We start from the raw sequence: 26,404 nt of genomic DNA on the forward strand, positions 1-26,404 counted from the left end.
TCAGCCTGCCTGCATGCGGCCGACGACATCGCGCACCTCGGCCAGCAGCGCGGGCACGTCGATGGTCGTCGGCTGGCGGTCGCGCAGCACCTGGCGGCCGCCCACCCAGACGTTGCTGACCTGCTCGCGGCCGGCCACGTAGACCAGCTGCGCCGCGGCGTTGTAGACCGGCTGGCATTCGATGCTGTCCAGCGACACGGCGACGCAATCGGCCAGCTTGCCGACTTCCAGCGAGCCGAGGTCATCGGCACGGCCCATGGCCTTGGCGGCGCGGAGGGTGGCCATCTCCAGCGCCGTGCGTGCGGATGCGACGGTCGGGTCGCCGGTGATCCCCTTGGCCAGCAGCGCAGCCGAGCGGATCTCGCCGAACATGTCGAGGCGGTTGTTGGACGCGGCGCCGTCGGTGCCGAGGATGGTGTTGACGCCCGCCGTCTCCAGCGCCTTGAGCGGCATCACGCCCGAAGCGAGCTTGAGGTTGGAGTTGGGGTTGTGCACGAGGTGCACGCCCTTCCGGGCCATCAGCTCGATCTCGGCCTCGTCGAGGTGGACCATGTGCACGGCCACCATGCGCTCGCTGAACAGCCCCAGCTTGTCCAACCGCGCGATGGGGCGCACGCCATGCGCCTTGATGCCGTCCTCGACCTCGCCTGCCGTCTCGTGGATGTGGCAGTGCATCTGGATGTCGAGCTTCTCGGCCAAGTCGCGCAACTTGATGAAGGTCTCGTCGGACACCGTGTACGGCGCATGCGGCGCGCTGGTCCAGTCCAGCAGCTTCTCACCCTTGTACTGCTCGTAGGCGGCGATGCCCTTGGCGATGTAGTCGTCCGGGCCGGACGCATAGCCGGTCGGGAAGTCGATGACGTTCATCGACACGGCCGCGCGCACGCCCGAGTCCACGGCGGCGCGTGCCATCGCAGTCGGGAAGAAGTACATGTCGTTGATGTAGGTCGTGCCGCTGCGCAGGCCTTCGGCGGCGGCGAGCTTGCTGCCGAGATACGTCCAGGCTTCGCTGACCCACTTCTTCTCCAGCGGCCAGATGTGGTTCTGCAGCCAGTCCATCAGCGGCACGTCGTCGGCAACGCCGCGCAGCAGCGTCATGGCGGAGTGCGCATGGCCATTGATGAGGCCAGGAATCAGGATCTGCTCGGGCAGCTCGACGCGCTCGGCCTGCGGGTACTGCGCCAGCAGCGTCTCGCGCGGGCCGACGGCGGCGATGCGCTCGCCGTCGATCAGCAGCGCGTGGTTGTCGAGCACGGGTTCACCGGGCTTCATCGTCAGCAGCCAGCGGGGCAGCAGCAGGGTCTGGGACATCTCTTGTTCTCCTTGTGGGATTCAGCTTGTCGTGGCGAGCAGTTGATCGACTTCGGCGCGGCGCGGCATCGCATCCTGCACGCCGGGGCGCGACACGGCCAGGGCCGCGGCGGCCTGGGCAAAGGCGAGCGCGTTGGCAATCGGTTGGCCTTCGGCCAGCGCCGTGATGAGAGCGCCGACGAGGGTGTCGCCGGCGCCCACGGTGTCGACAGCCTTGACGGGCCGCGCGGCGACATGGCGCGGGCCATCGGCATCGACCCAGCACAGGCCGTCGGCGCCGAGGGACACGAGCACGGCGCCCGGGCCCTTGTCACGCAGGGCCTGGGCCAACACGCCGGGTTCCGCCGCACCGCCGCCCAGCGTCGTGACGAGGGCCTGGGCCTCCAGCGAGTTGACGACCAGCAGGTCGACGAGGTGCAGCAGGCTCTCGCTGCCGGGTCGGAACGGCGCGGCGTTCAACACGGTCTTGACGCCAGCGGCGCGGGCGCGCTCGAAGGCGCGGGCAATGCTGGCCAGCGGCAACTCCTGCTGGGCCACCAGCCAGCGCAGGCCGGTCATGTCAAGGGCTTCGACCTGGTCCAGCGGCAGCGTGCCGTTGGAGCCCGCGACGGTGACGATTTGGTTCTCGGCATCCTCGGCGCCGACGACGATCAGCGCGACGCCGGGCACCTCGCCGGCAGGCTGCGCGATGGCACGGGTGTCAACGCCCTCGCCTTTCAGCTGCTCAACCATCGCCGCGCCGTTCTCCAGCAAGCCGACGCGCGCAGCCAAGGCCACCCGGGCGCCCAGGCGCGCCGCAGCCACTGCCTGGTTGGCACCCTTGCCGCCAAGGCATGAGCCAAACCTCTGGCCGCGCAACGTCTCGCCGGGCAACGGCAGGCGCGGCGCATGCACGATGAGGTCGCGGTTGACGCTGCCGAGGACGAGGATCTCAGGTGCCGACATCGAGTCTCCACTAGGTTCTTTGCGCGTTCAGCCATGATGCCCGGTGTCGGCACGATGCCAGTCTCCCCGGCGATCCACGTGAAAGCGCTAAGAACCCTAAAAATGAAAGAACCCCTCGGGGGACCGAGGGGTTCACGGGTGAGGCGTGAGCGGATCAGCGCTGGGCGATGGGCTTGACGTCGCGCGGTGCGGCGCCGACGAAGAGCTGGCGCGGGCGGCCGATCTTGTACTCGGGGTCGCCGATCATCTCATTGAGCTGGGCGATCCAGCCGACCGTGCGGGCCAGCGCAAAGATGGCCGTGAACAGCGGCACCGGAATGCCGATGGCGCGCTGCACGATGCCGGAGTAGAAGTCGACGTTCGGATAAAGCTTGCGGGCGACGAAGTACTCGTCTTCCAGCGCGATCTTTTCCAGCTTCATCGCCAGCTCGAACAGCGGGTCGTTCTCCAGTCCCAGCTCGCTCAGCACCTCGTGGCAGGTCTCGCGCATCAGCTTGGCGCGCGGGTCGTAGTTCTTGTAGACGCGGTGGCCAAAGCCCATCAGCTTGACACCGGAGTTCTTGTCCTTGACCTTGCTGACGAAGTCACCGATGCGAGCGACGCCGCCTGCTTTCTGGATGTCGCCCAGCATGTTCAGGCAGGCCTCGTTGGCGCCGCCGTGGGCGGGGCCCCACAGGCAGGCCACACCGGCTGCGATGGCCGCGAACGGGTTGGTGCCGGACGAGCCGCACAGGCGCACGGTCGACGTTGACGCGTTCTGCTCGTGGTCGGCGTGCAGCGTGAAGATGCGGTCCATCGCCCGCACCAGCACCGGGTTCGGGTTGTAGTCCTCGCAGGGCGTGGCAAACATCATGCGCATGAAGTTGCCGGCGTAGCTCAGGTCGTTCTTCGGGTAGATGTAGGGCTGGCCGATGGTGTACTTGTAGGCCATGGCCACCAGCGTCGGCATCTTGGCGATCAGGCGGATCGCCGCGATCTCGCGGTGCTCGGGGTTATTGATGTCGGTGCTGTCGTGATAGAAGGCCGACAGCGCGCCCACCAGGCCGGTCATGACGGCCATCGGGTGGGCGTCACGGCGGAAACCACGCAGGAAGAACTGCATCTGCTCGTTGACCATCGTGTGGTGCATCACACGGTCTTCGAAGTTGGCCTTCTCGGCCGCGTTGGGCAGCTCTCCGTAGAGCAGCAGGTAGCAGGTCTCGAGGTAATCGCAGTTCACCGCGAGCTGCTCGATGGGGTAGCCGCGATACAGCAGTTCACCCTTGTCGCCGTCGATGTAGGTGATGGTCGAGTTGCACGACGCGGTCGACAGGAAGCCCGGGTCGTAGGTGAACTTGCCGGTCTGCGCGTAGAGCTTGCGGATGTCGATGACATCCGGGCCGATGCTGCCCTTGTACAGGGGCAGGTCCATCGAGGGGCTGCCGTCTGAGAACGACAGGGTGGCTTTCACGTCCGACGGGGTCATGGTGCGGTCCTTTGGGAGGCTTTAAAAAACGGGAGTCAGGGTCGCAGCTCGGCGAGAACCTCGCGCACCGCAGCAGTGTCGATTTCACCACTGGGCTCCTTGCGGCGCAGTAACAAGTCGAGCAGGTCGTTGTCGCCCAGGTCCATCAGTGCAGTCAGTCCGTCAGCATGGCTGACGCTGATGCCGCCGGCGTGGCGGTTGAAGAAGCGCTCGATCAGCAGATCGTTCTCGAGCAGGCCCCGGCGGCAACGCCAGCGCAGCTTGGACAGCGCGCGTTCGTCGATCATCGAAGCCACTTCACTCATCGCTCGTCAGACCGCGCGGCGGACCATCAATTCCTTGATCTTGCCAATGGCCTTGGTGGGGTTCAGGCCCTTGGGGCAGACGTCCACGCAGTTCATGATGGTGTGGCAACGGAACAGGCGGTACGGGTCTTCGAGGTTGTCCAGGCGCTCGGCGGTCGCTTCGTCGCGGCTGTCGGCGATGAAGCGGTAGGCCTGCAGCAGCCCGGCCGGGCCGACGAACTTGTCGGGGTTCCACCAGAAGCTCGGGCAGCTCGTCGAGCAGCTCGCGCACAGGATGCACTCGTACAGGCCGTTGAGCTCGTCGCGCTCCTCGGGCGACTGCAGCCGCTCGGTCTCGGGCGGCACGTTGTCGTTGACAAGGTAAGGCTTGATCGAGTTGTACTGCTTGAAGAACTGCGTCATGTCGACGATGAGGTCGCGCACGACGGGCAGGCCCGGCAGCGGCTTGAGCACGATGGTGCCCGGCAGCGTGCGCATATTCGTCAGGCAGGCCAGGCCGTTCTTGCCGTTGATGTTCATCGCGTCCGAGCCGCAGACGCCTTCACGGCAGGAGCGGCGGAACGACAGGCTCGGGTCGACAGCCTTGAGCTTGTTCAAGGCGTCCAGCAGCATGCGCTCAGAGCCGTCCAGCTCGACCTCGAGGGTCTGCATGTAGGGCTTGGCGTCCTTGTCCGGGTCGTAGCGATAAATCTGGAAAGTGCGCTTCATGATGTGTTGAGTCCTTGGTCGGCAGGCCGTCAGAAGGTGCGGACCTTGGGAGGCACCGATTCAACGGTCAGCGGCTTGAGGTTGACCGGCTTGTAGTCCAGGCGGTTGCCCTCCGAGTACCACAGCGTGTGCTTCATCCACTGCTCGTCGTTGCGTCCGTTGGGATGGGCCGGCGTGTCGCCGTAGTCGTTCACCGTGTGGGCGCCGCGGCTCTCGGTGCGGGCGGCGGCCGAGACGATGGTGGCCTGGGCGGCCTCGATGAGGTTCTCCACTTCGAGCGCCTCGATACGCGCCGTGTTGAAGACCTTGGACTTGTCCTTGAGCGTGATGTTCTTGACCCGGTCCGCAATCGCCGCGATCTTGGACACGCCTTCGTTGAGCATGGCCTGGGTGCGGAACACGCCGGCATGCTGCTGCATCGCGGCACGCAGGTCGTTGGCCACGTCCTGGGCGTATTCACCGCTGCTGCTGCCGTCCAGGCGGGCCAGGCGGGCCAGCGAACGGTCCGCCGCGTCGGCCGGCAGACCCTTGTGCGACTGCTTGCCCAGGTTGGCCGCCACCAGGTGGTTGCCGGCGGCACGGCCGAACACCAGCAGGTCGAGCAGCGAGTTGGTGCCCAGGCGGTTGGCGCCGTGCACGCTGACGCAGGCGCATTCGCCCACGGCGTAGAGGCCGTTGATGATCTCGTTGGAATTGCCGTCCTTGGGCGCCACCACCTGGCCGTGGATGTTGGTGGGGATGCCGCCCATCTGGTAGTGGATGGTCGGCACCACGGGGATCGGTTCCTTGGTGATGTCGACGTTGGCGAAGTTGTGGCCAATCTCCAGCACCGACGGCAGGCGCTTGGCGATGGTCTCGGCGCCAAGGTGGGTCATGTCGAGGTTGATGTAGTCCTTATTCGGACCGCAACCCCGGCCTTCCTTGATCTCCTGGTCCATGCAGCGGGACACGAAGTCGCGCGGTGCCAGGTCCTTCAAGGTCGGCGCATAGCGCTCCATGAAGCGCTCGCCGTTGGCATTGCGCAGGATGGCGCCTTCGCCGCGGCAGCCTTCGGTCAGCAGCACGCCGGCGTTGTGCACGCCCGTCGGGTGGAACTGCCAGAACTCCATGTCTTCCAGCGGGATGCCGGCGCGCGCTGCCATGCCCAGGCCGTCGCCAGTGTTGATGAAGGCGTTGGTGCTGGCGGCGAAGATGCGGCCGGCACCGCCGGTGGCCAACAGAACGGTCTTGCCCTGCAGGATGTGGACCTCACCGGTCTCCATCTCCAGCGCGGTCACGCCGACCACGTCGCCTTGGGCGTCGCGGATCAGGTCCAGCGCCATCCATTCGACGAAGAACTGCGTGCGCGCCTTGACGTTCTGCTGATACAGCGTGTGCAGCATCGCGTGGCCGGTGCGGTCGGCCGCGGCGCAGGCGCGCTGCACGGGCTTCTCGCCGTAATTGGCGGTGTGGCCGCCGAACGGGCGCTGGTAGATGGTGCCGTCGGCATTGCGGTCGAAGGGCATGCCGAAGTGCTCAAGCTCGTACACGACCTTGGGCGCCTCGCGGCACATGAACTCGATGGCGTCCTGGTCGCCCAGCCAGTCGGACCCCTTGACGGTGTCGTAGAAGTGGTAGTGCCAGTTGTCCTCGCTCATGTTGCCAAGCGAGGCGCCGATGCCGCCCTGCGCAGCAACGGTGTGCGAGCGGGTCGGGAAGACCTTGGACAGGACGGCCACATTCAAGCCGGCCAGAGCCAGCTGCAGCGAGGCGCGCATGCCGGAGCCGCCGGCTCCGACGATCACCACATCAAACTTACGGGTCGCAAGCTGCGCCATCAGAGTCTCCACAAAACCTGGATCGCCCAACCGGCGCATCCCACAAGCCAAACCATCGTGAGCACCTGCAGCGTCAACCGCACGCCGACGGGCTTCACATAGTCCATCCAGATGTCGCGCATGCCGACCCAGGCGTGATACGCAAGCGACAGGATGGTCACGAAGGTCAGCAGCTTCATCCACTGCTGCGAAAAGATCGCCGCCCAGCGGTCGTAGCCGAGTTCGCCGGGCATCAGCACCTGGGCCAGCAGCACGACCGTGAAGATCGCCATCAGCACCGCGGTGATGCGCTGCGCCAGCCAGTCACGCAGGCCGTAGTGCGCACCGACGACGATGCGCTTGGAACCGTAAGTAGTCATTGTTGTTGTCCTCGGGGGCTCAATAGAGGCCGAACAGCTTGGCACCCAGCAGCACCGTCAGCAGCGTGCTGAGGACCAGCGTGACCAGCGCCGAGCTGTGGCCCTGGGCTTTGCTGACACTGTGCGTCGCGTCCATCCACAGATGACGCACACCGGCGATGAAGTGGAAGAGGTAGCCCCAGATCAGCCCCAACGTCACCAGCTTGACGAACCAGCCCGGGATACCGGCGAAGCCAGCCACGAAGACATTCGTGAAGGTCTCGAACGAGATTTCCGTGCTCAGGCTGGTGTCCAGCATCCAAATCGCGAACGGCAGCAACGCGAACAACACGAAGCCGCTGATGCGGTGAAGGATGGAGACGATGCCGGCCGGCGGGAGTCGATAACTGACGATCTGCGTGACGTGAATATTTCGGTAAACCGGTCTTGCTTTCGCGCTTTCCGCCATGTCGAGCCCGTAATCAATGTGAAACCGAAAGATTCTAGGTCAGAGACAAAGACCAAGCTTCGTGCTTGCTGCAGTGCGGCATTGTCAGTTTCAGTTCAACTCGTTGAGGTAGTGGTCGGCTTGCGTGTGGTAGAGCCCACGCCGCAGTTCGACCGCGCGATCGCCGTAGGTGTAGGCCACGCGCTCCACGCTGAGCAGCGGCGCGCCGTCCGGCACGCCCAGCAGTTCTGCCGCCTCGGCGCGGGCAGAAACCGCGCGCAGCTTCTCCTCGGCGCGCACCATGTGCACTTGGTAGCGCTCCTCAAAGAGAGCGTAGAGCGTGCCCGGATAGGCGTCGATCACTTCGCCGCTCAAGCCCTCGAAGTGGCGCAGCGGCAGCCACAGGTCGTCCAGCACCACGGCCCGACCGCGGCGCAGCAACAGCCGCCTGATCTCGATGACCGGCTCGGCAGTGCGCAGTTGCAGCGCCCGCGCCGTCTCGGCCGTGGCGCGGGCGCGCCGGCAATGCAGCAGTTCGCGCGTGAAGCCGGTCACGCCGTCATCGGCAACCAGCCGCAGGAAGCGATAGGAGTTGCGCGGTGCGGTGTGTGTGGCAACGAAAGTGCCGCGCCCCTGGCGGCGCTCGACGACATGCTCGGCGCTCAACTCGTCCAGCGCCCGCCTGACCGTGCCCGGGCTCGCGTGGAAGCGCTCGGCCAGCGCCGCCTCGCTGGGCAGGGCGTCGCCAGGCCGCCACTCACCCGCGGCGAGTGCGGCCACGATCAACTGGCGGATCTGCTCGTACAGCGGGGCTGGCGACTTGGGCATGGGCGCATTGCAGCACAGGGTATGCCCGTACACTTGCCCGCCTTCAGGCGGCGCGCTTGGCGCCCCTCGACGTCAGCTTTATCAACTGTCCCCGGAGATCTCCATGAGCAAGAAACCCGTTCGCGTCGCCGTCACCGGCGCAGCAGGCCAGATCGGCTATGCCCTGCTGTTCCGCATCGCCTCCGGCGAGATGCTGGGCAAGGACCAGCCCGTCATCCTGCAACTGCTGGAGATCCCCGACGAGAAGGCCCAGAACGCGCTCAAGGGCGTCATCATGGAGCTGGAAGACTGCGCTTTCCCGCTGCTGGCCGGCATCGAAGCGCACAGCGACCCGATGACCGCCTTCAAGGACACCGACTACGCGCTGCTGGTCGGTTCGCGCCCGCGCGGCCCGGGCATGGAACGCGCCGAGCTGCTGTCGATCAACGGCGCCATCTTCACGACGCAGGGCAAGGCGCTCAACGCCGTCGCCTCGCGCAACGTCAAGGTGCTGGTGGTGGGCAACCCTGCCAACACCAATGCCTACATCGCGATGAAGTCGGCCCCGGACCTGCCGGCCAAGAACTTCACCGCCATGCTGCGCCTGGATCACAACCGCGCCGCCAGCCAACTGGCTGCCAAGACCGGCAAGGCCGTCGCCGCCATCGAGAAGCTGACCGTGTGGGGCAACCACTCGCCCACGATGTACGCCGACTACCGCAACGCCACCATCGACGGCCAGTCGGTGAAGGAGTTGATCAACGACGAGCAGTGGAACCGCGAGGTCTTCCTGCCCACCGTCGGCAAGCGCGGCGCGGCCATCATTGCCGCTCGCGGTTTGTCCTCGGCCGCCTCGGCCGCCAACGCCGCCATCGACCACATGCGCGACTGGGCCCTGGGCACCAACGGCAAGTGGGTCACGATGGGCATCCCGTCGGGCGGCGAATACGGCATCCCCAAGGAAGTCATGTTCGGCTATCCGGTCACCTGCGAAGGCGGCGAGTACAAGATCGTGCAAGGCATCGAGATCGACGCCTTCTCGCAGGAGTGCATCAACAAGACGCTGAAGGAACTGACGGACGAGCAGGACGGCGTCAAGCACCTGCTGTAAGCCACTTCAGCAAGAACAAAGGCCTCCCTCGGGAGGCCTTTTTCGTTGCCGTGCCGTTCAGCGCGTCGCGGGCAGGCGGAAGGTCGACACCGTCTCCACCAGTTGCTGGGCCTGCACCTTCAGCCCGTCGGCCGCCGCAGCCATCTGCTCCACCATCGCGGCGTTCTGTTGAGTGGCCTGGTCCATCTGGGTGACGGCCGCCCCGACCTGCGACACGCCCGAACTCTGCTCGGCGCTCGACGAACTGATCTCGCCCATGATGTCGGTCACACGCTGGATGCTGCTGACCACCCTGTCCATCGTCGCGCCGGCCTGGTCGACCAACGTGTTGCCGCGGTCGACCCGCTCCATGCTCTGCGAGATCAGGTTCTTGATTTCTCGCGCCGCCTCGGCACTGCGGCCTGCGAGCAAGCGCACTTCGCCGGCCACGACCGCGAAGCCGCGCCCTTGCTCGCCTGCACGCGCAGCCTCGACGGCGGCGTTGAGCGCCAGGATGTTGGTCTGGAAGGCGATGCCGTCGATGACCGAGATGATGTCGCCGATGCGCCGCGAGCTGTCGTTGATGCCCTTCATCGTGTCGACGACCTGCTTGACGACCTGACCGCCCTCGGCCGCCACATGCGAGGCGTTCTGCGCCAGCTGGTTGGCTTGCTGGGCGTTGTCGACGTTGTTGCGCACCGTCGCACCCAGCTCATCCATGGACGCCGCTGTCTGCTGAAGCGCGCTGGCCTGGCTTTCGGTGCGGGCGCTGAGGTCCTGATTGCCGCTCGCGATCTCCGAGCTGGCATTGGCGACCGACTCCGATCCGTCACGCACCTGCTTGACGATGCTGGCCATGCTGTCGCGCATCGCGCTGACGCCTTGCATCACGCTGGCGTGATCGCCGGCCTGCAGTTCGATGTCGACACCGAGATCACCCTCGGCCAGCCGGCGCGTGATCGCGTTGACCGTGGCAGGTTCGCCACCCAACTGTCGGGTGATGCTGCGGGTGATCGCCAGACCCAGGGTCAGCAGCAGGGCGACGAGCGCCAGCACGCCGAGGCCCACTTTCCACACGCGCTGCAGGATGGCGTCGTTGACGGTGTCGACATAGACGCCCGAGCCGATGATCCAGCCCCACGGCGCAAAGCCCTTCACGTAGGACTCCTTCGGCACCGGCTGGTCGCTGCCAGGCTTGGGCCACATGTAGGGAATGAAGCCGCCGCCCTGCGCCTTGACGATGTTGACCATCTCGACGAACAGCGCCTTGCCGGTCGGGTCCTTGCTGGCCGAAAGCGGCTTGCCGTCAAGCTCCGGCTTCATGGGGTGCATGACCATGACCGGCGTGTTGTCGTTGATCCAGAAGTATTCGTTGCCGCTGTAGCGCAGGCCCTTCACGGCGGCCAGAGCCGCCTTCTTGGCGTCGTCATCCGCCAGCTTGCCGGCGGCCACCTGGGCGTGAAAATGCGCGACGACGCCATGCGCGGCTTCCACCGCCTGACGAACCGCCTGCTGACGCTCGTTCATGATGAGGGCGCGCTCCGAGAACAGCAGGAAGCCGGCCACCAGCAGCACGCCCAGCACTGCGCCCAAGGTCTGTAACGCCAGGCGGCGGGAACAGCTGAGCGATTCGAGCTTGATCATGGGGTGTCTCCACGTGTCGTTGGTCGCTCATGCTGTCACGCATGGCTCAGGCGGAACAGTGCATGAAGCCTTTAGAACCTCGCGAATCCGCGACCACCATCACGCTGATGCGTCTCCTGCGCTGAGTACAGTGGCGTGATGAGCGCCCTCCTCCACCCAAGCAAAGCCTTGTTCGGCAATGAAACGCCGCGCACCGCGCTGCCAGTCGTCGACCACTATTGCGGCGTCGAGGCCCGCATGCGCAAAAGCCTGGCCTTGCAGGCCGAGCTGGGCCCGGTCTTCGACATCACGCTGGACGCCGAGGACGGCGCCCCGGTCGGTGGCGAGGCCGAGCACGCGCTGTTGATTGCCGAGTTGGCGACCAGCGCCGCCAACCGCTTCGGCCGCGTCGGCGCGCGCGTCCACCCGTTCGGCCATGCGGCTTTCGAGGCCGACGTCGACACGCTGCTCAGCAAGGCCGGCCAGCGCCTGGCCTACTTGATGATCCCCAAGCCTGAGAGCGCCGCCGACGTGGACCGCGCGGCCATTGCCATCGACGCTGCCTGCGAACGCCACGGCCAACCGAAGCTGCCGCTGCAGGTGCTCATCGAGACCCACGGCGCATTGCGGGAGGTCTTCCGCATCGCCGCCCATCCGCGCATCGAGTCGCTGTCCTTCGGTTTGATGGACTTCGTGTCCGCCCACGGCGGCGCCATCCCGAAGGCCGCGATGGAATTGCCCGGCCAGTTCGAGCACCCGCTGGTCGTGCGCGCCAAGCTGGAAATCGCTGCAGCCGCGCATGCCTTTGGCAAGACACCTTCGCACTGCGTCGTCACCGAATTCCGCGATGCCACCGCCTTGGCCGGCGCGGCCCGCCGCGCCGCGCGCGAGTTTGGCTACACGCGCATGTGGAGCATCCACCCCGACCAGATCCGCACCATCGTCGAAGCCTTCGCGCCGGCCGCCGACGAGATCGCCGAGGCGGCCGAACTGCTGCTGGCGGCGCAAAGCCAGCAATGGGCGCCGATTTCCTTCCGTGACCGATTGCACGACCGCGCCAGTTATCGGTATTTCTGGACCGTGCTCGAACGCGCACAACGCACGGGGCGCGCGCTGCCGGCCGAAGCCCGATCGGCGTTTTTCCCCGTATCCATCGGGTAAAGCACGGAGCGAAGGGGGCGTCCGGTACGCCGGACAATCCCAACAACTCTTCACCGTTGCGCGGCCGGATTGCAGCCACCATGCGCCGCACCCGCCACCTTTCACCTCTCCACCCGACATACCCGATGCTGCTTTCCTCGCTTCGCGGCTGCGCCGCTGCCCTGATCCTTTGCGCCACCCTCCCCGCTCTGGCCCAGACGGCGCCCGCCAAGCCTGTCAAACCCATCAAGCCTGCGGTCAAGCCCAAGACAGTTGCAGCCAAGCCGCTCCCGAAGAAGGCGCCTGAGCCCCCGCCGGCGCCGGTGCTCATCGACGCTGACGAAGCGCAGCTGGCGGCGTCCGAGCGCGCCCACTTGGGCGACTACGCCTGCGAGTTCAAGCAGAACATCCACATCGAGAAGCACCCCGAGGTTGCGGGCTACGTCAACGTGGCCTGGCAAAAGCAGGTTTTCACCATGAAACCGGTGCTGTCGTCCACCGGCGCATTGCGCCTGGAAGACGTGACTGGCCGCACGCTGATGATCCAGATCGCCAACAAATCCATGCTGCTGGACACCAAGATCGGCCAGCGCTTGGTGGACGAGTGCATCCACCCCGAGCAGGAGAAGCAGATGGCCGCCGCTAAGGCCGCGCTGATCAACGATCCCGAAGCGCAGGCCGCCGCCGCCGCACGCAGCAGCCTGGGCATCGCGCCGGCAGCCAAGTGACTCATCCGGGTTGATGCCCTAGCCTCCGGTATGTAGAATGAATGCATACTTTCTGATGCATACCTGAGACGCGCCTTCGCAGCGGCTCAGCCGCTGGAGGCGCCATGGAAGCCACTGTTGCCGAACGCGGGCAGATCACCCTGCCCAAGGCCGTCCGGGATGCCCTCGGCCTGACCAAGGGCACGACGCTCAAGGTCGAGCTGGACGGCGGCCGCATCATCCTGCGCAAGGACGTGGGTGATGCGCTGTCCAAGATGCGCGGCCGCATCAAGCTGCCCGCCGGCACGACGACGGATGACGTCATGCGCGAGTTGCGCGGCCGTGCCCCCGGCGACCCCTATCCCCCACCGGACGAGACTGAGTGATTGCAGTCGACACCTCCATCCTCGTCGACTACATCGGCGACGGGCCATCCGCGGATGAAGCCGAGCGACTGCTGCGCGGCGCGCTGTCGACTGGCCCTGTCGTCGCTTGCGAGGTCGTCGTCAGCGAGGTGGTGGCCGGACTCGGACACAGCGACATCGTCCTGGAGACGCTGGAAGCCATCGGGATCGGCTTTTCGCCGCTGGAACTGCGCGCCGCGCTGCGGGCCGGCGAAATGCAGCGGCGCTACCGTCAGCGGCTGCCGACGACCGCCACTCCCCACGACATCAAGCGTACCGTCCCCGACTTCCTCATCGGTGCCCATGCCCTGCTGCAATGCCAGGGACTGATCACCCGCGACGCCGGCTTCTTTCGTGATTACTTCAAGGGCCTGCGCGTCATCGCGCCCAAGGCTTGATTCCTTTTCGTCCCCCGTTTCAGGAGTTCTCCCATGCTCACCGCCTACCGCCAACACGTTGCTGAACGCGCCGCCCTCGGCATTCCGCCCCTGCCCCTGGAAGCCAAGCAGGTGGCCGAACTGATCGAGCTGATCAAGGCGCCGCCGGCCGGTGAAGGCGAATTCCTGCTGGACCTGTTGACTCACCGCGTGCCCCCGGGCGTTGACGATGCCGCGAAGGTCAAGGCCTCGTTCCTGGCCGCGGTCGCGCATGGCGACGTCAGCGTCGGCCTCATCTCCAAGGCCAAGGCGACCGAGCTGCTGGGCACCATGGTGGGCGGCTACAACGTGCATCCGCTGATCGAGCTGCTGGACGACCCCGAAGTCGCTGGCGTCGCAGCCGAAGGCCTGAAGAAGACGCTGCTGATGTTCGACTTCTTCAACGACGTCGCCACCAAAGCCAAGGCCGGCAACGCCAAGGCCCAGGAGGTGATGCAGTCCTGGGCGAACGCCGAGTGGTTCACCTCGCGCCCTGAAGTCGAGAGGAAGATCACCGTCACCGTCTTCAAGGTGCCCGGCGAGACCAATACCGACGACCTGTCCCCCGCGCCTGACGCCTGGAGCCGCCCGGACATCCCGCTGCACTACCTGGCAATGCTGAAGAACACGCGGCCCGACGCGGCGTTCAAGCCCGAGGAAGACGGCAAGCGCGGCCCGATGCAGTTCATCGAGGACCTGAAGAAGAAGGGCCATCTGGTCGCCTATGTCGGCGACGTCGTCGGCACCGGCTCCTCGCGCAAGTCGGCCACCAACTCGGTGGTCTGGGCCACGGGTCAGGACATTCCCTTCGTGCCGAACAAGCGTTTCGGCGGCGTCACGCTCGGCGGCAAGATCGCGCCGATCTTCTTCAACACCCAGGAAGACTCCGGCTCGCTGCCCATCGAGGTCGACGTCGGCAAGCTGGAGATGGGCGACGTCATCGACGTGCTGCCTTACGACGGCAAGCTCGTGAAGAACGGCGAAACCGTGGCCGAGTTCAAGCTGCGCAGCGACGTGCTGTTCGACGAAGTGCGCGCCGGCGGCCGCATCAACCTCATCATCGGTCGCTCACTGACCGCCAAGGCGCGCGAGTTCCTCGGCCTGCCCGCGTCCACGCTGTTCCGCCTGCCGGCGCCGCCCGCCGAGACCAAGGCCGGCTTCACGCTGGCCCAAAAGATGGTGGGCCGCGCCGTCGGCCTGCCCGAGGGCCACGGCGTGCGCCCGGGCACCTATTGCGAGCCCAAGATGACGACGGTCGGCTCGCAGGACACGACCGGCCCGATGACCCGCGACGAGCTGAAGGACCTGGCCTGCCTCGGCTTCTCGGCCGACCTGGTCATGCAGTCCTTCTGCCACACCGCGGCCTACCCCAAGCCCGTGGACGTCAAGACCCACCGCGAGCTGCCGGCCTTCATCAGCAACCGCGGCGGCGTGTCACTGCGCCCGGGTGACGGCGTCATTCACAGCTGGCTGAACCGCCTGCTGCTGCCCGACACCGTCGGCACCGGCGGCGACTCGCACACCCGCTTCCCCATCGGCATTTCCTTCCCCGCGGGCTCGGGCCTTGTCGCATTCGGCGCCGCCACGGGCGTGATGCCGCTGGACATGCCGGAGTCGGTGCTGGTGCGCTTCAAGGGCCAGATGCAGCCCGGCGTGACACTGCGCGACCTCGTGCACGCGATCCCGCTGTACGCCATCAAGGCCGGCCTGTTGACCGTGGCCAAGGCTGGCAAGAAGAACGTGTTCTCGGGCCGCATCCTCGAGATCGAAGGCCTGCCTGACCTGAAGGTCGAGCAAGCCTTCGAGCTGAGCGACGCCTCCGCCGAACGCTCGGCGGCCGGCTGCACGATCAAGCTCAACCCCGCGCCGATCAAGGAATACCTCACCAGCAACGTCGTGCTGATGAAGAACATGATCGCCGACGGTTATGCCGACGCGAAGACGCTGCAGCGGCGCATCGAGAAGGTCGAGGCCTGGCTGGCCAAGCCCGAGCTGCTCGAAGCCGACAAGGACGCCGAATACGCCGCCGTCATCGAGATCGACCTGGCCGACATCAAGGAGCCCATCCTCTGCTGCCCCAACGACCCGGACGACGCCAAGACGCTGTCCGAAGTCGCCGGCACCAAGATCGATGAGGCCTTCATCGGCTCGTGCATGACCAACATCGGCCACTTCCGCGCCGCGGCCAAGCTGCTGGGCGGCCAGCGCGACATTCCGGTCAAGCTGTGGGTGGCCCCGCCCACCAAGATGGACCAGAGCGAGCTGATCAAGGAAGGCCATTACGCCGCCTTCGGCACGGCCGGTGCGCGCACCGAGATGCCGGGCTGCAGCCTGTGCATGGGCAACCAGGCCCAGGTGCGCGAGGGCGCGACCGTGGTGTCCACGTCGACCCGCAACTTCCCCAACCGCCTGGGCAAGAACACCAACGTGTTCCTCGCCTCGGCCGAGCTGGCGGCCATTGCCTCGAAGCTGGGCCACATCCCCTCGGTGCAGGAGTACCACGAGGCGATGGGCATCATCAACAAGGACACGGCCAGCGTCTACAAGTACCTGAACTTCGACCAGATCGAGGAGTACGCCGACGCCGCCAAGGCCGTGACGGCCTGAGCCTGAAGGGCTTCAAGCCAGCCCGCCGCGCGCAAGCCCGGCGGGCTTTTTGTTGCCTTCGCAGCGCTCAGCGCAACGCGTCGATCAGGTCGCTGTGCCCTTGCGCCAGCGCATGCTCGGCGGCCGTCCAGCCCTGAGGATCGCGGTCGTTTTGGCGGGCGCCGGCGGACAACAGCAAGTCCACCATCGCACGTGAGCCACTGCGCGCGGCCAGCATCAGCATCGTGTGACCCTGCGCATCGCGCCGGTGGACCGAGGCGCCCACCTGCAGGGCGGAGCGTGCCGTTGACAGATCGGCGCGTTGGACTGCCGCCAGCAGCAAGGCATTGGCTGACGTGATGGCCTTCGTCGATGCCGCAGCGTCTGAAGCGGCCAGGCTCTGCACGATGTGAGGCGCCGAGCTTCGCTGGGCGGCGATTCTGTTTGAAAGCGCACCGGACCGCGCCAAGGTTGCGGCTTGGTGGGACGCCTCGGCTGACGCCGCAGCGATCACCGGCGCGGCCGGCCGCGCATCAGCTTCGGCCCCGGCGGCGGCGCTCGCCTCAATCTCTCGCTGCGCATGCGGCAAAGCTGCATCGGCGACGATCACGGGCGCGGGTTGCACGGCACTTGGCTTGGCCGGGCTGCCCTTGGCCACCGCCCGGGGCGCTTCGGCAGCGGGCGCCGGCGGCGGCGCGACCACCGGGTCGGCTTGAGCCACCACGGCGGCGGTCGACGCGGGCTGGGCGGCCGCCAGCCGCGGATCGGCTTCCTGTCGCGGCTCGGCGTTGTGCCCCTTCAAGACCAGCACGGCCGCCACCAGCAGTCCCGTCATCAGCACGCCTAGCGCATAGGGGCGCCACCGCCAGGCGAGGCTGTTGTCGGAGACCAGCACCGTTGCGGCCACCTCCGGCCGAGGCAGCGCCGCCATCAGCCGAGCGCGGCGATGCGCGCGGCTCGCGTCGTCGTCGAGCAGGGCTTGGGCGTACGCGGCCTCATCCGCGTCCTTGGGCGGAATGGGATCGAACTCAGCCATCGCACCACTCACGCAGACGATGCCGTAGCGCCTCGCGCGCATAGCGCAGCCGGGTCTTGGCGGTTTCGGGGTGGGCCTGGGTCACGTCGGCAATCTCGGTCAGGCTGAGTTCGACCACGGTGAAAAGCAGGAAGGTTTCGCGCTGCTCGACCGACAAGCCCAGCAAGCCGCGTTCCACGGCCTGCACCAGACGCTTGTCGACCAGACGTTGCTCGGGCCCCGCCGCAGGTGAAGCCAGTTGATCCATGTCGGTCTCGTCGTCTCCAGCTTTCGGGTGGGCCCGCCAATGGTCCAGCACCCGGTTGCGCAGCACGGTGTAGAGCCAGGTCGAGAACCTGGCCTTGGTCGGCGCAAAGCTCCCGGCCTTGGCTGCCACGGCCAGCCAGCCTTCCTGGTGCAGGTCCTCCACCGTGGCGCGGTCCGTGGGATGCAGCATCTGGCGGACGAACGCGAAAGTCCTGCGGTCGTGCCGGCGATAGAGCCGGTCGAACGCCCGCACGTCGCCGCGCAGATAGCTGGCGATGAGCACTTCATCGGCGGGTTCACTCTCGGCCATGCGGCGCGGATGCTACGCCCCGCCCTCACCAACGCGCCGGCGGGTCCGGCACATAGCCAGCGCTGCTGTTGGGAAAGGCGTGTGGCAGTCCAGGCGACGTGGCGAACGACCTCGGCATGACGCCCGCGGCGATCAGATTGGCCTGGCTGTCGTAGTGGATCTCCAGCAGTTGCTCGGGCCGGCTGGTGCGGCGCTTGAAGCCGGTGTGCCGGATGGGCGACCACTCCGACGCGCCATGACCGGTGCCGAGCTTGGCGCTCGCCGAGCGCTCGGCCTCGGCACGCCCCGCGTTTTCGCGCGCTGGCGCGGCCTGGGCGGCATCGGCCGCGGCACTGTTCAGCCGGCTCAAGAGGCTGGGCGCTGCAGCGGCGGGCGGGGCCACGGAATTCTGCAGGGCCGGCGCAGCGACCACCAACTCCCGGAACACCGCCGCGCCGACCACTCCCACGTGGGCCGGCCGCCCGGTGCGTGCGGCATAGGAGTCGGCCAGCGACGTGAACTCGAAGGTCGCGATGTGGTTGTCGCTCTTGCGCCAACCGGTGATGTCATGACTCTCGCCCGCGTCCAGCACATAGCCCGACTGGCTCCATGCCGCCGTATCGCCGGTAATCGCATTGACGCCGTCCACCGCCAGCACCACCAGCACCCGCTCCGCGCTGCGATTGCTAAGCCGGATGGCATAGCGCGCGCCGGGCGCGCCCGGACTGAACTGCCGGCCTCGGCTGGCGTAGCGTGCCAGCGCAGCGCCGCTGTCGCGGTCGATGAGCTGCATGTCCAGCAGCGGCGGTGACACGACGGCGGCGCAGCTGGCGTGCAGGCCGGCGAGGCCCGTCAACGCTGCCAGTTGGAGCAAGGCGATACGGCGGCGCGGGCGATGCAGCGAACTCATGGCGAATCCTTGGGGTGGGGACCTCTGCTTGTACGGAGCGGCACCGCCAACGGGGTGAACAAAGTTGGCAGACAAAGAAAAAGCGGCCCGAGGCCGCTTGTGTCGTTGGTGGCGGGCCGCTCAGGCCTTGATGTCCAGCAACGCGCCCGTCGTGTTGATCTGCGTCTGCAGCACCTTCAGGTTGGCGACAAAGGCGTAGGCAGCGGACTGCTGCTCCACGACTTCGTTGGCCGGGTTGATCTCGCGCTGGGGGATCTTGTCGACATTCGTCGGCTCGACGCTGGGGCGCGACTGGTTGCCGGCCGCCAGGTTGGCGATGTTGGACGCCGAGGCACGCAGGCGCTCGTTCGCGGCAGAAATGCCGGACAGGGCGGTGGACATAGCGACGTTCATCGGGATTCAGCTTTCAAGCGCTCTGACCGCTACATCGGCCGGGGTGGAGCGAACTTTAGAACATTCGGCAAAAAACCCCGCATTTCCGGGGACCGCCGCGGCGCCGAGCGTGCAGTTGTTCCGGGCCGAGCGCTGGGCCGCTCCCAAGCCGGCTCGCCTGGCGATGTGCGAGCGGCTCAACACCGCAGGCATCGCCGTCCCCTCGGGGGACCGGCCAAGGTACGCCTTGGACGAGGGGCCGCCGATCAGCCCGCCAGTTCCTCGAAACCGCCGGCTGAGACGAAGACCCGCACGCTGTCGCCACCCGCCGCCTTGGCCTCGGTGCAAGCCAGCGCACCAGCGCCCAGCACGGCGTCCACCGTCGTCAGGGTCGAGTGGATCTGCACGACGCCCAGCGACGCCTTGACCCGCGTGCGGTGCAAACCCCAGCGCAGCCGATAGCCGGCCACGGCGGAGCGAACCTTCTCGGCAATGATCTGGGCGTAGTGCTGGTCGCAGTCGGGCAGCAGGATGGCGAAATGGTCATCCTCCAGCCGCGCGACCAGGTCCGATGCCCTCACCTTGCTGATCAGCATCTGCCCCAGGCCATACAGGAAATGGTCGCCTACCTCGGTGCCCATGTCCTTGATGACGTCGCCAAACCTGTCCACGTCCAGCCACAGCACCGACACCGGGTCGCCGCGGCGGCTCCCCACATGCTCGCCCAGGCGCCGCTCGAACTCGCGACGGTTGGCCAGTTCGGTGACGCTGTCGTGCTTGGCCGTCCAGGTGGGCTGCAGGCGTTGGGCGCGTGCGGCCGTGACGTCCTCGACGATCCACAAGGCCTCGCCCGCCGGCGCTTCCCAGTGCACCGGCGTCGCCTGCAGCCGGCCCCAGAACCGGTGGCCGTCGCGCTTGACGTACTCGATCTCTTCGTCCAGCGGGCGGCCGGCCGCAAAGGCGGCGGCGGCGCGTTCGCTGAAAGCGGTGTGCGCCATGTCGGTCGTGTGGACAGCCCGCGTGCCCTGGCCGGACAGATCACTGTCGTCGCCAAAGCCGAATAGGTGATTGAACTCCTCGCTGACGACTTCGAAACGCTGGCCGGCGACAAAGGCGACGGCGGTGGGTGCGCGTACCAGCAAGGCACGCAGCCGGGCGGCGGTGGGGTCCACTTGACGGTCGGGGGCGGCGCTGCTCATGGGAGTCTCCGGGTCGATCTTCTAGGCCCGACTATCGCAGGACTGCCGGCTTTCGGCCATGACGCTGATCACGCTGTCAGACGCCACGCATCGCTGCCGCGCGGCATCAAGGCGCGATCTGCTCGGCGTAGTCGTACAGCGCCGAAAGGATCTCCTCGCCGCGCTCATCGGCCGCCTCGCCAAGCTGGTCGATGCGCTCCATGAACGCCGCCAGCGTTTGAGCGCCGCCCTCGCCTTCATGCAGCCGCGCGGCCATGTGAGCCTGCCAGCGCTCGGCCTCTTCGATGGAGAGCGTGGTCGGGAAGTTGCGGGCGCGCCAGCGGAACACCAGCTCGTCCAGCCGGCCGTCCTGGAAGGCCAGCTTGCCCTGGGCGGCGCGCTCGGCGAGCTGCTCCGGCGGCGTGGTGCGCACGCGATTGAGCGCGCGACGGTCTTCGTTGCCGATGAAGCCGCCGTAGAGGTCTTCGTCCACATCGGCCGCCTCGAACGGCTCGCGCTGGAACACATCGGCCCAGAGGCCGTCCAACAACCGGCCTTTCTCGGCCAACAGCCGCGCGTGGACGAGCTGGGCCTCGATGTCATGGCCCCAGCGCTCGGCCATCGCAGGCTGCAGCGTCTTCAGGTTGCCGATGACGATGGGGCTCTTGTTGACGTGGATGGTCTTGATCGGCAGCCGGGTCACGCCTTCCGGCAGAGCGTCCTGCTTGCTGAACATGCGCTCGCGGATGGCGGCGGCGTTCAGCGACAGCAGCTCTTCCGGCGAGACCGAGCAGTCCCAGACGATCAGTTCGTTCTTGTTCGTCGGGTGCGGCGCCAGTGGCCAGACCACGGCGATGCAGCCGCGCTCGGGGCCGTACATGCCGGAGATGTGAAGGAACGGCTTTCCGATCCCGATCTCGTCCCACACCGCCTGCTTGCCGCGCAGCTTGACGCAGAAGTCCCACAGCTTGGGCTGAGCCTGGCGCAACTTGCGCGCCAGGGCCACGGTGGCCCGCACGTCCGACAGCGCATCGTGCGCCGCCTCGTGGGCGACGCCGTTGGCGAGGGTCAGGTGTTCAAGCTTGAAGCTGGGGCGGCCGTCCTCGTGCTTGGGCCACACGATGCCCTCGGGCCGCAGCGCGTAGGCGCAGCGCACGACATCCAGCAGGTCCCAGCGGCCGCAGGCGTTCTGCCATTCACGGCCATAGGGATCGATGAGGTTGCGCCAGAACAGGTGGCGCGTGACCTCGTCGTCGAAGCGAATGGAGTTGTAGCCCACGCCGACCGTGCCCGGCAGCGCCAGCACGGTCTCGATGGCGGCGGCGAACTCATGTTCCGGCACGCCGTGCTGCAGGCAGTGCTGGGGCAGGATGCCGGTCAGCAGGCAGGACTCGGGATCGGGCAGGTAGTCGGGCGCGGGCTGGCAAAACAGCATCAGCGGCTCGCCGATCTCGTTGAGCTCGGCATCGGTGCGCAGGCCGGCGAACTGGGCCGGGCGGTCGCGCCGCGGCACGCGACCGAACGTTTCGTAGTCGTGCCAGAAGAAGGTCAGGTCGCTCATCAGCGCTTTTTCACCACGACGCTGCCGATGGAGTAACCCGCGCCGAACGAGCAGATGACGCCCGTATCGCCTGCGGCCAGGTCGGCGCGGTGCTGGTGGAAAGCGATGATGGAGCCCGCCGAGGCGGTGTTGGCGTATTCGTCCAGGATCAGCGGCGCGACATCGCTGCCGGCGTCGGCGCCGACCAGCTTCTTGATGACGAGCTGATTCATGCCCTGGTTGGCCTGGTGCAGCCAGTAGCGGCGCATCTGTGCCGGCGCCAGACCGAGCTTGCCGAGGTGGGCCTCGATGTGGGCGGCGGCCATGGGCACGACTTCCTTGAAGACCTTTCGGCCCTCTTGGTAGAAGGTCAGGTCGCGGTCGCTCGGGTCACGGTCCTCGGCGCGGTTCATGAAGCCGAAGTTGTTGCGGATGTTGCTGCTGAACTGCGTGGCGAGCTGGGTGCCGAGGATCTCCCACTGATCGGCGCCGGTCGCGGTCTCGGCACGCTCGATGATGACGGCCGTGCAGACGTCGCCAAAGATGAAATGGCAATCGCGGTCGCGCCATTCCAGGTGGGCGGACGTGATCTCGGGGTTGACGACCAGCACGCATTTGCTCGCGCCCGAGCGCACCGCGTTGACCGCCTGCTCCAGCGCGAAGGTGGCCGACGAGCAGGCCACGTTCATGTCGAAGCCATAGCCGCCGGCGCCCAGCGCCTGCTGGATCTCGACCGCCATCGCGGGGTAGGCGCGCTGCATGTTGGCGCTGGAGCACAGCACGGCGTCGATGTCGGCGCCGGTCTTGCCGGCCTGTTCGAGCGCCTTGCGGGCGGCGTCGGCGGCGATCTCGGCCATCAGCGAGATCTGGTCGTCGCCGCGCGGCGTGAAGCGCGGGTACATGCGCGTCGGGTCCAGCACGCCGGCCTTGTCGATGACATAGCGCTGCTTGATGCCTGAGGCCTTCTCGATGAACTCGACGCTGGAATGCGTCAGCGCGGTGCGCTCACCGGCGGCTATGGCCTCGGCGTGCTCGGCGTTCTGCAGGTCGGCATAGGCGTTGAACGCCTCGACCAGCTCGGCATTGGTGATGACATGGGGCGGGCGGTACAGGCCGGTGCCGCTGATGACCACGGCCGGGAATGAAGCTTGCATATTGAAGACGGAAGCCGCCGCCTGATGAAGTACGAAGCCTGAAAGTTTATCGAGACGGCTTGCCGCCCTCTCTACGCACTAGCCTGGGGCCATGAACGAAGACAGCCTGCTACCTCCCGACGATGCTTTGCGTCTGGCCTTGCACAACGAGGTGCATGCCCGGCCGCCGGCGCGCATCCGGCTGCCGGCCGTCATCGTCCACGTCGCCGTGCTGAACGACGGTGTCAGCCGGGCCGACGAGCATGCCCACCTGCAGCGCCTGCCCGGCCAGCACGCCCTGGCGGCCGATGCGTTGAATGCCAACTTCCTGCGCCTGCGCTGCGGCGAGTTCTCGCTGAAGTGGGAGCGGCATGCAGAGTTCACGCGCTACGCGGTAGTGCAGCCCCTGCCCGCCGATGCCGAGCCCAGCGCGCAGACGCTGGACGCGCTGACGCTGCGCGTGGCCAGCGACTGGCTGGGCCGCATCCCGGGGCGCACCTTTGCGGCCATCAAGCTCGTCATGATCGAGCGGCCGCTGACCTTCGCGCCCAGCGCATTGGCCGAAGCGCGCGCCTGGTTCGGCGCGCATGCCGTCGTCGCGTCGACCATGGGCGGGCACTCCCTGGTGGTGACCGACTTCTGCCTGCGCGCCACCGGCTTCGAGCACATCGTCGTGCTGGCCGAGCCTGGCACGCCCGAGACCCGCGCCGGCCGCATCTGCCAGCGCCTGCTGGAGCTGGAAACCTACCGGCTGATGGCATTGCGCGGCCTGCCCGCGGCCAAATCGCTGGGCGCGACGCTGGCCGAGGTGGAGGCCACGCTGGCCAACATCACCGCGCGGCTGGAGCAGCGCGGTGCCTCGGAAGGCGAGCTGCTGGACGACCTGATCTCCACGGCCGCGCGCATAGAACACGCGACGGCCTCGCACCAATACCGCTTTGCCGCGACCCAGGCCTACCAGGCGATCGTCGATCAGCGCATCGCCGAGCTGCACGAGGGCAAGGTGGCGGGCACGCAGTCGCTGGGCGAATTCATGCAACGCCGGCTCTCGCCGGCCATCGCCACGGTCAACGCGACGGCCCAACGCCTGGCCGGGCTGTCGCAGCGCATCTCACGCGCCAGCGCCCTGCTGCGCACGCGCGTCGACATCGCCACCGAGGCGCAGAACCAGCAGCTGTTGACCCAGCTCGGCGAAGGCCAGCGCACCCAGCTGCGCATGCAGGCAACCGTCGAAGGCCTGTCGCTGGCGGCCATCACCTATTACGTCGTCAGCCTGCTGCTCTATGGTGCGAAGGCGCTGAAGGCCGAGGGCTGGTTGCCGTTCAACCCCGAGCTGGCAGCCGGCGCGGCGATTCCCATCGTGCTGCTGGCCGTCTGGCAGACCACGCGGCGCATCCATCGCAAGATCTTCAACCAGCACTGACGGAGCCGCGCCAGTGACACCGCCCAACCCACCCATGCCGACAGACACCGAATCCCGCATCACCGACCTGCCGCTGGCCGAGCGTGTGCGCGTGCAGCAGGTGAAGCTGCTGTCCGACAACTGGTACACGCTCAAGACCACCCGCTTCGACTTCCTGCGCAGCAATGGCGAGTGGCAGACGCAGGACCGCGAGACCTACGACCGTGGCAATGGCGCCACCATCCTGCTCTACCAGCGCCAGCGCCGCTGCGTGCTGCTGACGCGGCAGTTCCGCTACCCCGTCTTCGTCAACGGCTGGCAGCAGCTGATGGTGGAGACGGTCGCCGGACTGCTGGACGAGGCGGACCCGGTCAGCTGCATCCGCGCCGAGGCAGAGCAGGAGGCCGGCGTGCATCTGCGCGAGCCGCAGGCGCTGTTCGAGGCCTACATGAGCCCCGGCTCGGTGACGGAGAAACTGCATTTCTTCGCGGCCGAGTACGACGACACCGACCTCGTTGGCGAAGGCGGCGGCCTTGTCGACGAAGGCGAGGACATCGCCCGCTTCGAGCTGGGCTTCGATGAGGCCATGCGCCAGGTCGAGGCCGGCGTGATCGTCGATGCCAAGACCATCATGCTGCTGCGCTGGGCCGAGCGCCATGTCTTCGGCCCGCCGGCGCGACAGGGTCCGTCGCTGGTCTTCATCGCCGGGCCCTACCGCAGCGGCACCGGCGACCGTGAAGAAGCCATCGCCGCGAACGTCCGGGCGATGCAGGACGCCGCCGTGCAGGTGGCCGAACTGGGCCATGTGCCGCTGCTGGGCGAGTGGGTCACGCTGCCGCTGATCGAGGCCGCCGGCGGCCGGCGCGGCGATGCGGTCTGGGATCGCTTCTTCCATCCTCACGCCCAGGCGGTGCTGGAGCGCTGCGATGCGCTGCTGCGCATAGGTGGCGAGTCGGCCGGCGCCGACGCGATGGTCAAGGCTGCCTTGGCCTGCGGCCTGCCCGTGCATTACGGCATTGCGTCCTTGGTCGCGCGGCCTGCGTAGAATCAATCACCGGGCCCAAATTTGGCGTCCGGTTTTTTTTGTCCGCTGCAAAAACGGACGACGGAGCCGGCAGAGCCAGTCAAGCGCTCGCAGCCCAGGCACGCACTGCAATAACGCGCGCCGCAACTTGCGATCTTGAACATGGAAATCTTCGACTACGACAACATCCTGCTGCTGCCGCGCCGCTGCCGCGTGGAAAGCCGCTCGGACTGCGACACCTCGGTGCAGTTCGGCCCCCACCGCTTCAAGCTGCCGGTCGTGCCGGCCAACATGAAGACGGTCGTGGACGAGCCCATCACCGAGCTGCTGGCCCGCGAGGGCTACTTCTACGTGATGCACCGCTTCGACCTCGACAGCCTGGCCTATGCCAAGGACATGCGCTACAAGGGTCTGCTCGTATCCCTGAGTGTGGGCGTGAAGCCGGCCGATTTCGAGCTGGTCGACCGGCTTGCGGCCGAGGGCGTCGGCGCCGACTACCTGACCATCGACATCGCCCACGGTCATGCCGAGAGCGTGCAGCGCATGATTGGCCACATCAAGCAGAAGCTGCCCGAGACCTTCGTCATCGCCGGCAATGTCGGCACGCCCGAGGGCGTCATCGACCTGGAGAACTGGGGCGCCGACGCGACCAAGGTCGGCGTCGGCCCGGGCAAGGTCTGCATCACGCGCCTCAAGACCGGCTTCGGCACCGGCGGCTGGCAGCTGTCGGCGCTGAAGTGGTGCTCGCGCGTGGCCACCAAGCCCATCGTGGCCGACGGCGGCATCCGCCACCACGGCGATATCGCCAAGAGCGTGCGCTTCGGTGCCAGCATGGTCATGATCGGCTCGCTGTTCGCCGGCCATGAGGAGTCACCTGGCCAGACGGTCGAGGTCGACGGCAAGCTCTACAAGGAGTACTACGGCTCGGCGTCGGATTTCAACAAGGGCGAGTACCGGCACGTTGAGGGCAAGCGCATCCTGGAGCCGGTGAAGGGCAAGTTCGGCGACACGCTGCGCGAGATGCAGGAGGACCTTCAAAGCTCGATCTCCTACTCGGGCGGCACGCAGCTGGCCGACCTGAAGAAGGTCAACTACGTGATCCTCGGCGGGGAAAACGCCGGCGAACATCTGTTCATGTGACCGCCCGCGAAGCGGCAGCTTGCC

The 26,404-nt window shown here is 67.0% G+C and carries 25 protein-coding genes and 1 pseudogene; 9 read left to right on the forward strand and 17 right to left on the reverse strand.

Going from position 1 to position 26,404, the window contains the following annotated elements; genetic code table 11:
- The 9 genes from ASC81_RS25675 to ASC81_RS25715 form a co-directional block, all read right to left on the reverse strand.
- Nucleotides 1–1,311, reverse strand: a complete 1,311-nt coding sequence (locus tag ASC81_RS25675; protein ID WP_056274126.1) for a TRZ/ATZ family hydrolase — start codon at nucleotides 1,309–1,311, stop codon at nucleotides 1–3.
- A gap of 21 nt (nucleotides 1,312–1,332) precedes the next feature.
- The gene (locus tag ASC81_RS25680) at nucleotides 1,333–2,256 is read right to left on the reverse strand and encodes a ribokinase (protein ID WP_056274131.1); all 924 of its coding nucleotides are present in this window, start codon (nucleotides 2,254–2,256) and stop codon (nucleotides 1,333–1,335) included.
- 154 nt (nucleotides 2,257–2,410) lie between these two features.
- Nucleotides 2,411–3,721, reverse strand: coding sequence for a citrate synthase (gene gltA / locus ASC81_RS25685; protein WP_056274134.1), 1,311 nt, complete (start codon nucleotides 3,719–3,721; stop codon nucleotides 2,411–2,413).
- A 35-nt stretch (nucleotides 3,722–3,756) separates the two neighbouring features.
- On the reverse strand, nucleotides 3,757–4,008 hold the full coding sequence (locus ASC81_RS25690) for a succinate dehydrogenase assembly factor 2 (RefSeq protein WP_369820877.1): 252 nt from the start codon (nucleotides 4,006–4,008) through the stop codon (nucleotides 3,757–3,759).
- Between the two features lie 24 nt (nucleotides 4,009–4,032).
- Nucleotides 4,033–4,734, reverse strand: coding sequence for a succinate dehydrogenase iron-sulfur subunit (locus tag ASC81_RS25695; protein WP_056274139.1), 702 nt, complete (start codon nucleotides 4,732–4,734; stop codon nucleotides 4,033–4,035).
- 29 nt (nucleotides 4,735–4,763) lie between these two features.
- Nucleotides 4,764–6,551 (reverse strand): succinate dehydrogenase flavoprotein subunit, encoded by a 1,788-nt coding sequence (gene sdhA, locus ASC81_RS25700; RefSeq protein ID WP_056274141.1) that lies wholly within the window; start codon nucleotides 6,549–6,551, stop codon nucleotides 4,764–4,766.
- Complete coding sequence (gene sdhD, locus ASC81_RS25705; protein ID WP_056274144.1) at nucleotides 6,551–6,910, reverse strand: succinate dehydrogenase, hydrophobic membrane anchor protein; 360 nt, start codon at nucleotides 6,908–6,910, stop codon at nucleotides 6,551–6,553. Before sdhD ends, sdhA begins: the two co-directional genes overlap by 1 nt.
- 19 nt (nucleotides 6,911–6,929) lie before the next feature.
- Nucleotides 6,930–7,358, reverse strand: a complete 429-nt coding sequence (gene sdhC / locus ASC81_RS25710) for a succinate dehydrogenase, cytochrome b556 subunit (RefSeq protein ID WP_056274148.1) — start codon at nucleotides 7,356–7,358, stop codon at nucleotides 6,930–6,932.
- A gap of 90 nt (nucleotides 7,359–7,448) precedes the next feature.
- Complete coding sequence (locus ASC81_RS25715) at nucleotides 7,449–8,165, reverse strand: GntR family transcriptional regulator (RefSeq protein WP_056274151.1); 717 nt, start codon at nucleotides 8,163–8,165, stop codon at nucleotides 7,449–7,451.
- A 103-nt stretch (nucleotides 8,166–8,268) separates the two neighbouring features.
- Here ASC81_RS25715 and ASC81_RS25720 point away from each other — a divergent pair, with 103 nt between their 5' ends.
- A complete protein-coding gene (locus ASC81_RS25720) occupies nucleotides 8,269–9,255 on the forward strand; it encodes a malate dehydrogenase (RefSeq protein ID WP_056274154.1) in 987 nt (328 codons plus the stop codon).
- Between the two features lie 57 nt (nucleotides 9,256–9,312).
- Here the strand turns inward: ASC81_RS25720 and ASC81_RS25725 are convergent, their stop codons facing one another.
- The gene (locus ASC81_RS25725; RefSeq protein ID WP_056274157.1) at nucleotides 9,313–10,878 is read right to left on the reverse strand and encodes a methyl-accepting chemotaxis protein; all 1,566 of its coding nucleotides are present in this window, start codon (nucleotides 10,876–10,878) and stop codon (nucleotides 9,313–9,315) included.
- 138 nt (nucleotides 10,879–11,016) lie between these two features.
- Between ASC81_RS25725 and ASC81_RS25730 the strand changes: the two genes are divergently transcribed.
- From ASC81_RS25730 to ASC81_RS25750, 5 genes are all read left to right on the forward strand, one after another.
- Nucleotides 11,017–12,018: a CoA ester lyase gene (locus ASC81_RS25730; protein WP_056274160.1), complete on the forward strand. Its 1,002-nt coding sequence runs from the start codon at nucleotides 11,017–11,019 to the stop codon at nucleotides 12,016–12,018.
- 125 nt (nucleotides 12,019–12,143) lie between these two features.
- Nucleotides 12,144–12,725, forward strand: a complete 582-nt coding sequence (locus ASC81_RS25735; RefSeq protein ID WP_056274161.1) for a hypothetical protein — start codon at nucleotides 12,144–12,146, stop codon at nucleotides 12,723–12,725.
- Nucleotides 12,726–12,829: 104 nt separating this feature from the next.
- Complete coding sequence (locus ASC81_RS25740; RefSeq protein WP_056274163.1) at nucleotides 12,830–13,090, forward strand: AbrB/MazE/SpoVT family DNA-binding domain-containing protein; 261 nt, start codon at nucleotides 12,830–12,832, stop codon at nucleotides 13,088–13,090.
- A complete protein-coding gene (locus tag ASC81_RS25745) occupies nucleotides 13,087–13,506 on the forward strand; it encodes a type II toxin-antitoxin system VapC family toxin (RefSeq protein ID WP_056274165.1) in 420 nt (139 codons plus the stop codon). The genes ASC81_RS25740 and ASC81_RS25745 overlap by 4 nt, the downstream gene beginning before the upstream one ends.
- A gap of 33 nt (nucleotides 13,507–13,539) precedes the next feature.
- Entirely contained in the window at nucleotides 13,540–16,131 is a 2,592-nt protein-coding gene (locus ASC81_RS25750) for a bifunctional aconitate hydratase 2/2-methylisocitrate dehydratase (protein WP_056274168.1), read from the forward strand.
- Nucleotides 16,132–16,198: 67 nt separating this feature from the next.
- On the opposite strand, the gene ASC81_RS25755 is transcribed toward ASC81_RS25750, so the two are convergent.
- The 7 genes from ASC81_RS25755 to ASC81_RS25785 all read right to left on the reverse strand — a co-directional run bounded on the left by ASC81_RS25755 (nucleotide 16,199) and on the right by ASC81_RS25785 (nucleotide 22,835).
- Complete coding sequence (locus tag ASC81_RS25755; RefSeq protein ID WP_056274170.1) at nucleotides 16,199–17,146, reverse strand: ankyrin repeat domain-containing protein; 948 nt, start codon at nucleotides 17,144–17,146, stop codon at nucleotides 16,199–16,201.
- On the reverse strand, nucleotides 17,139–17,702 hold the full coding sequence (locus tag ASC81_RS25760; RefSeq protein WP_056274173.1) for a sigma-70 family RNA polymerase sigma factor: 564 nt from the start codon (nucleotides 17,700–17,702) through the stop codon (nucleotides 17,139–17,141). The genes ASC81_RS25755 and ASC81_RS25760 overlap by 8 nt, the downstream gene beginning before the upstream one ends.
- 25 nt (nucleotides 17,703–17,727) lie before the next feature.
- Complete coding sequence (locus tag ASC81_RS25765) at nucleotides 17,728–18,591, reverse strand: hypothetical protein (protein WP_056274176.1); 864 nt, start codon at nucleotides 18,589–18,591, stop codon at nucleotides 17,728–17,730.
- A 120-nt stretch (nucleotides 18,592–18,711) separates the two neighbouring features.
- On the reverse strand, nucleotides 18,712–18,984 hold the full coding sequence (locus ASC81_RS25770; RefSeq protein WP_056274178.1) for a hypothetical protein: 273 nt from the start codon (nucleotides 18,982–18,984) through the stop codon (nucleotides 18,712–18,714).
- A 245-nt stretch (nucleotides 18,985–19,229) separates the two neighbouring features.
- Entirely contained in the window at nucleotides 19,230–20,162 is a 933-nt protein-coding gene (locus tag ASC81_RS25775; RefSeq protein ID WP_056274181.1) for a GGDEF domain-containing protein, read from the reverse strand.
- Between the two features lie 106 nt (nucleotides 20,163–20,268).
- Nucleotides 20,269–21,702: an exodeoxyribonuclease I gene (sbcB, locus tag ASC81_RS25780; RefSeq protein ID WP_056274183.1), complete on the reverse strand. Its 1,434-nt coding sequence runs from the start codon at nucleotides 21,700–21,702 to the stop codon at nucleotides 20,269–20,271.
- The gene (locus ASC81_RS25785) at nucleotides 21,702–22,835 is read right to left on the reverse strand and encodes a beta-ketoacyl-ACP synthase III (protein WP_056274184.1); all 1,134 of its coding nucleotides are present in this window, start codon (nucleotides 22,833–22,835) and stop codon (nucleotides 21,702–21,704) included. The genes sbcB and ASC81_RS25785 overlap by 1 nt, the downstream gene beginning before the upstream one ends.
- Before the next feature lie 91 nt (nucleotides 22,836–22,926).
- On the opposite strand from ASC81_RS25785, the gene ASC81_RS25790 reads away from it, so the two are divergent.
- The 3 genes and pseudogenes from ASC81_RS25790 to ASC81_RS25800 all read left to right on the forward strand — a co-directional run bounded on the left by ASC81_RS25790 (nucleotide 22,927) and on the right by ASC81_RS25800 (nucleotide 26,380).
- Nucleotides 22,927–24,237, forward strand: a complete 1,311-nt coding sequence (locus tag ASC81_RS25790) for a DUF3422 family protein (protein WP_056274188.1) — start codon at nucleotides 22,927–22,929, stop codon at nucleotides 24,235–24,237.
- Nucleotides 24,238–24,271: 34 nt separating this feature from the next.
- Nucleotides 24,272–24,874: pseudogene (locus tag ASC81_RS28030) on the forward strand (NUDIX domain-containing protein); the annotation flags it as partial.
- Nucleotides 24,875–25,402: 528 nt separating this feature from the next.
- Nucleotides 25,403–26,380, forward strand: a complete 978-nt coding sequence (locus tag ASC81_RS25800; protein WP_056274193.1) for a GMP reductase — start codon at nucleotides 25,403–25,405, stop codon at nucleotides 26,378–26,380.
- The last annotated feature ends 24 nt before the right edge of the window (nucleotides 26,381–26,404 follow it).

It is taken from the genome of Pelomonas sp. Root405, from assembly GCF_001425165.1.
GTDB lineage: Bacteria > Pseudomonadota > Gammaproteobacteria > Burkholderiales > Burkholderiaceae_C > Pelomonas.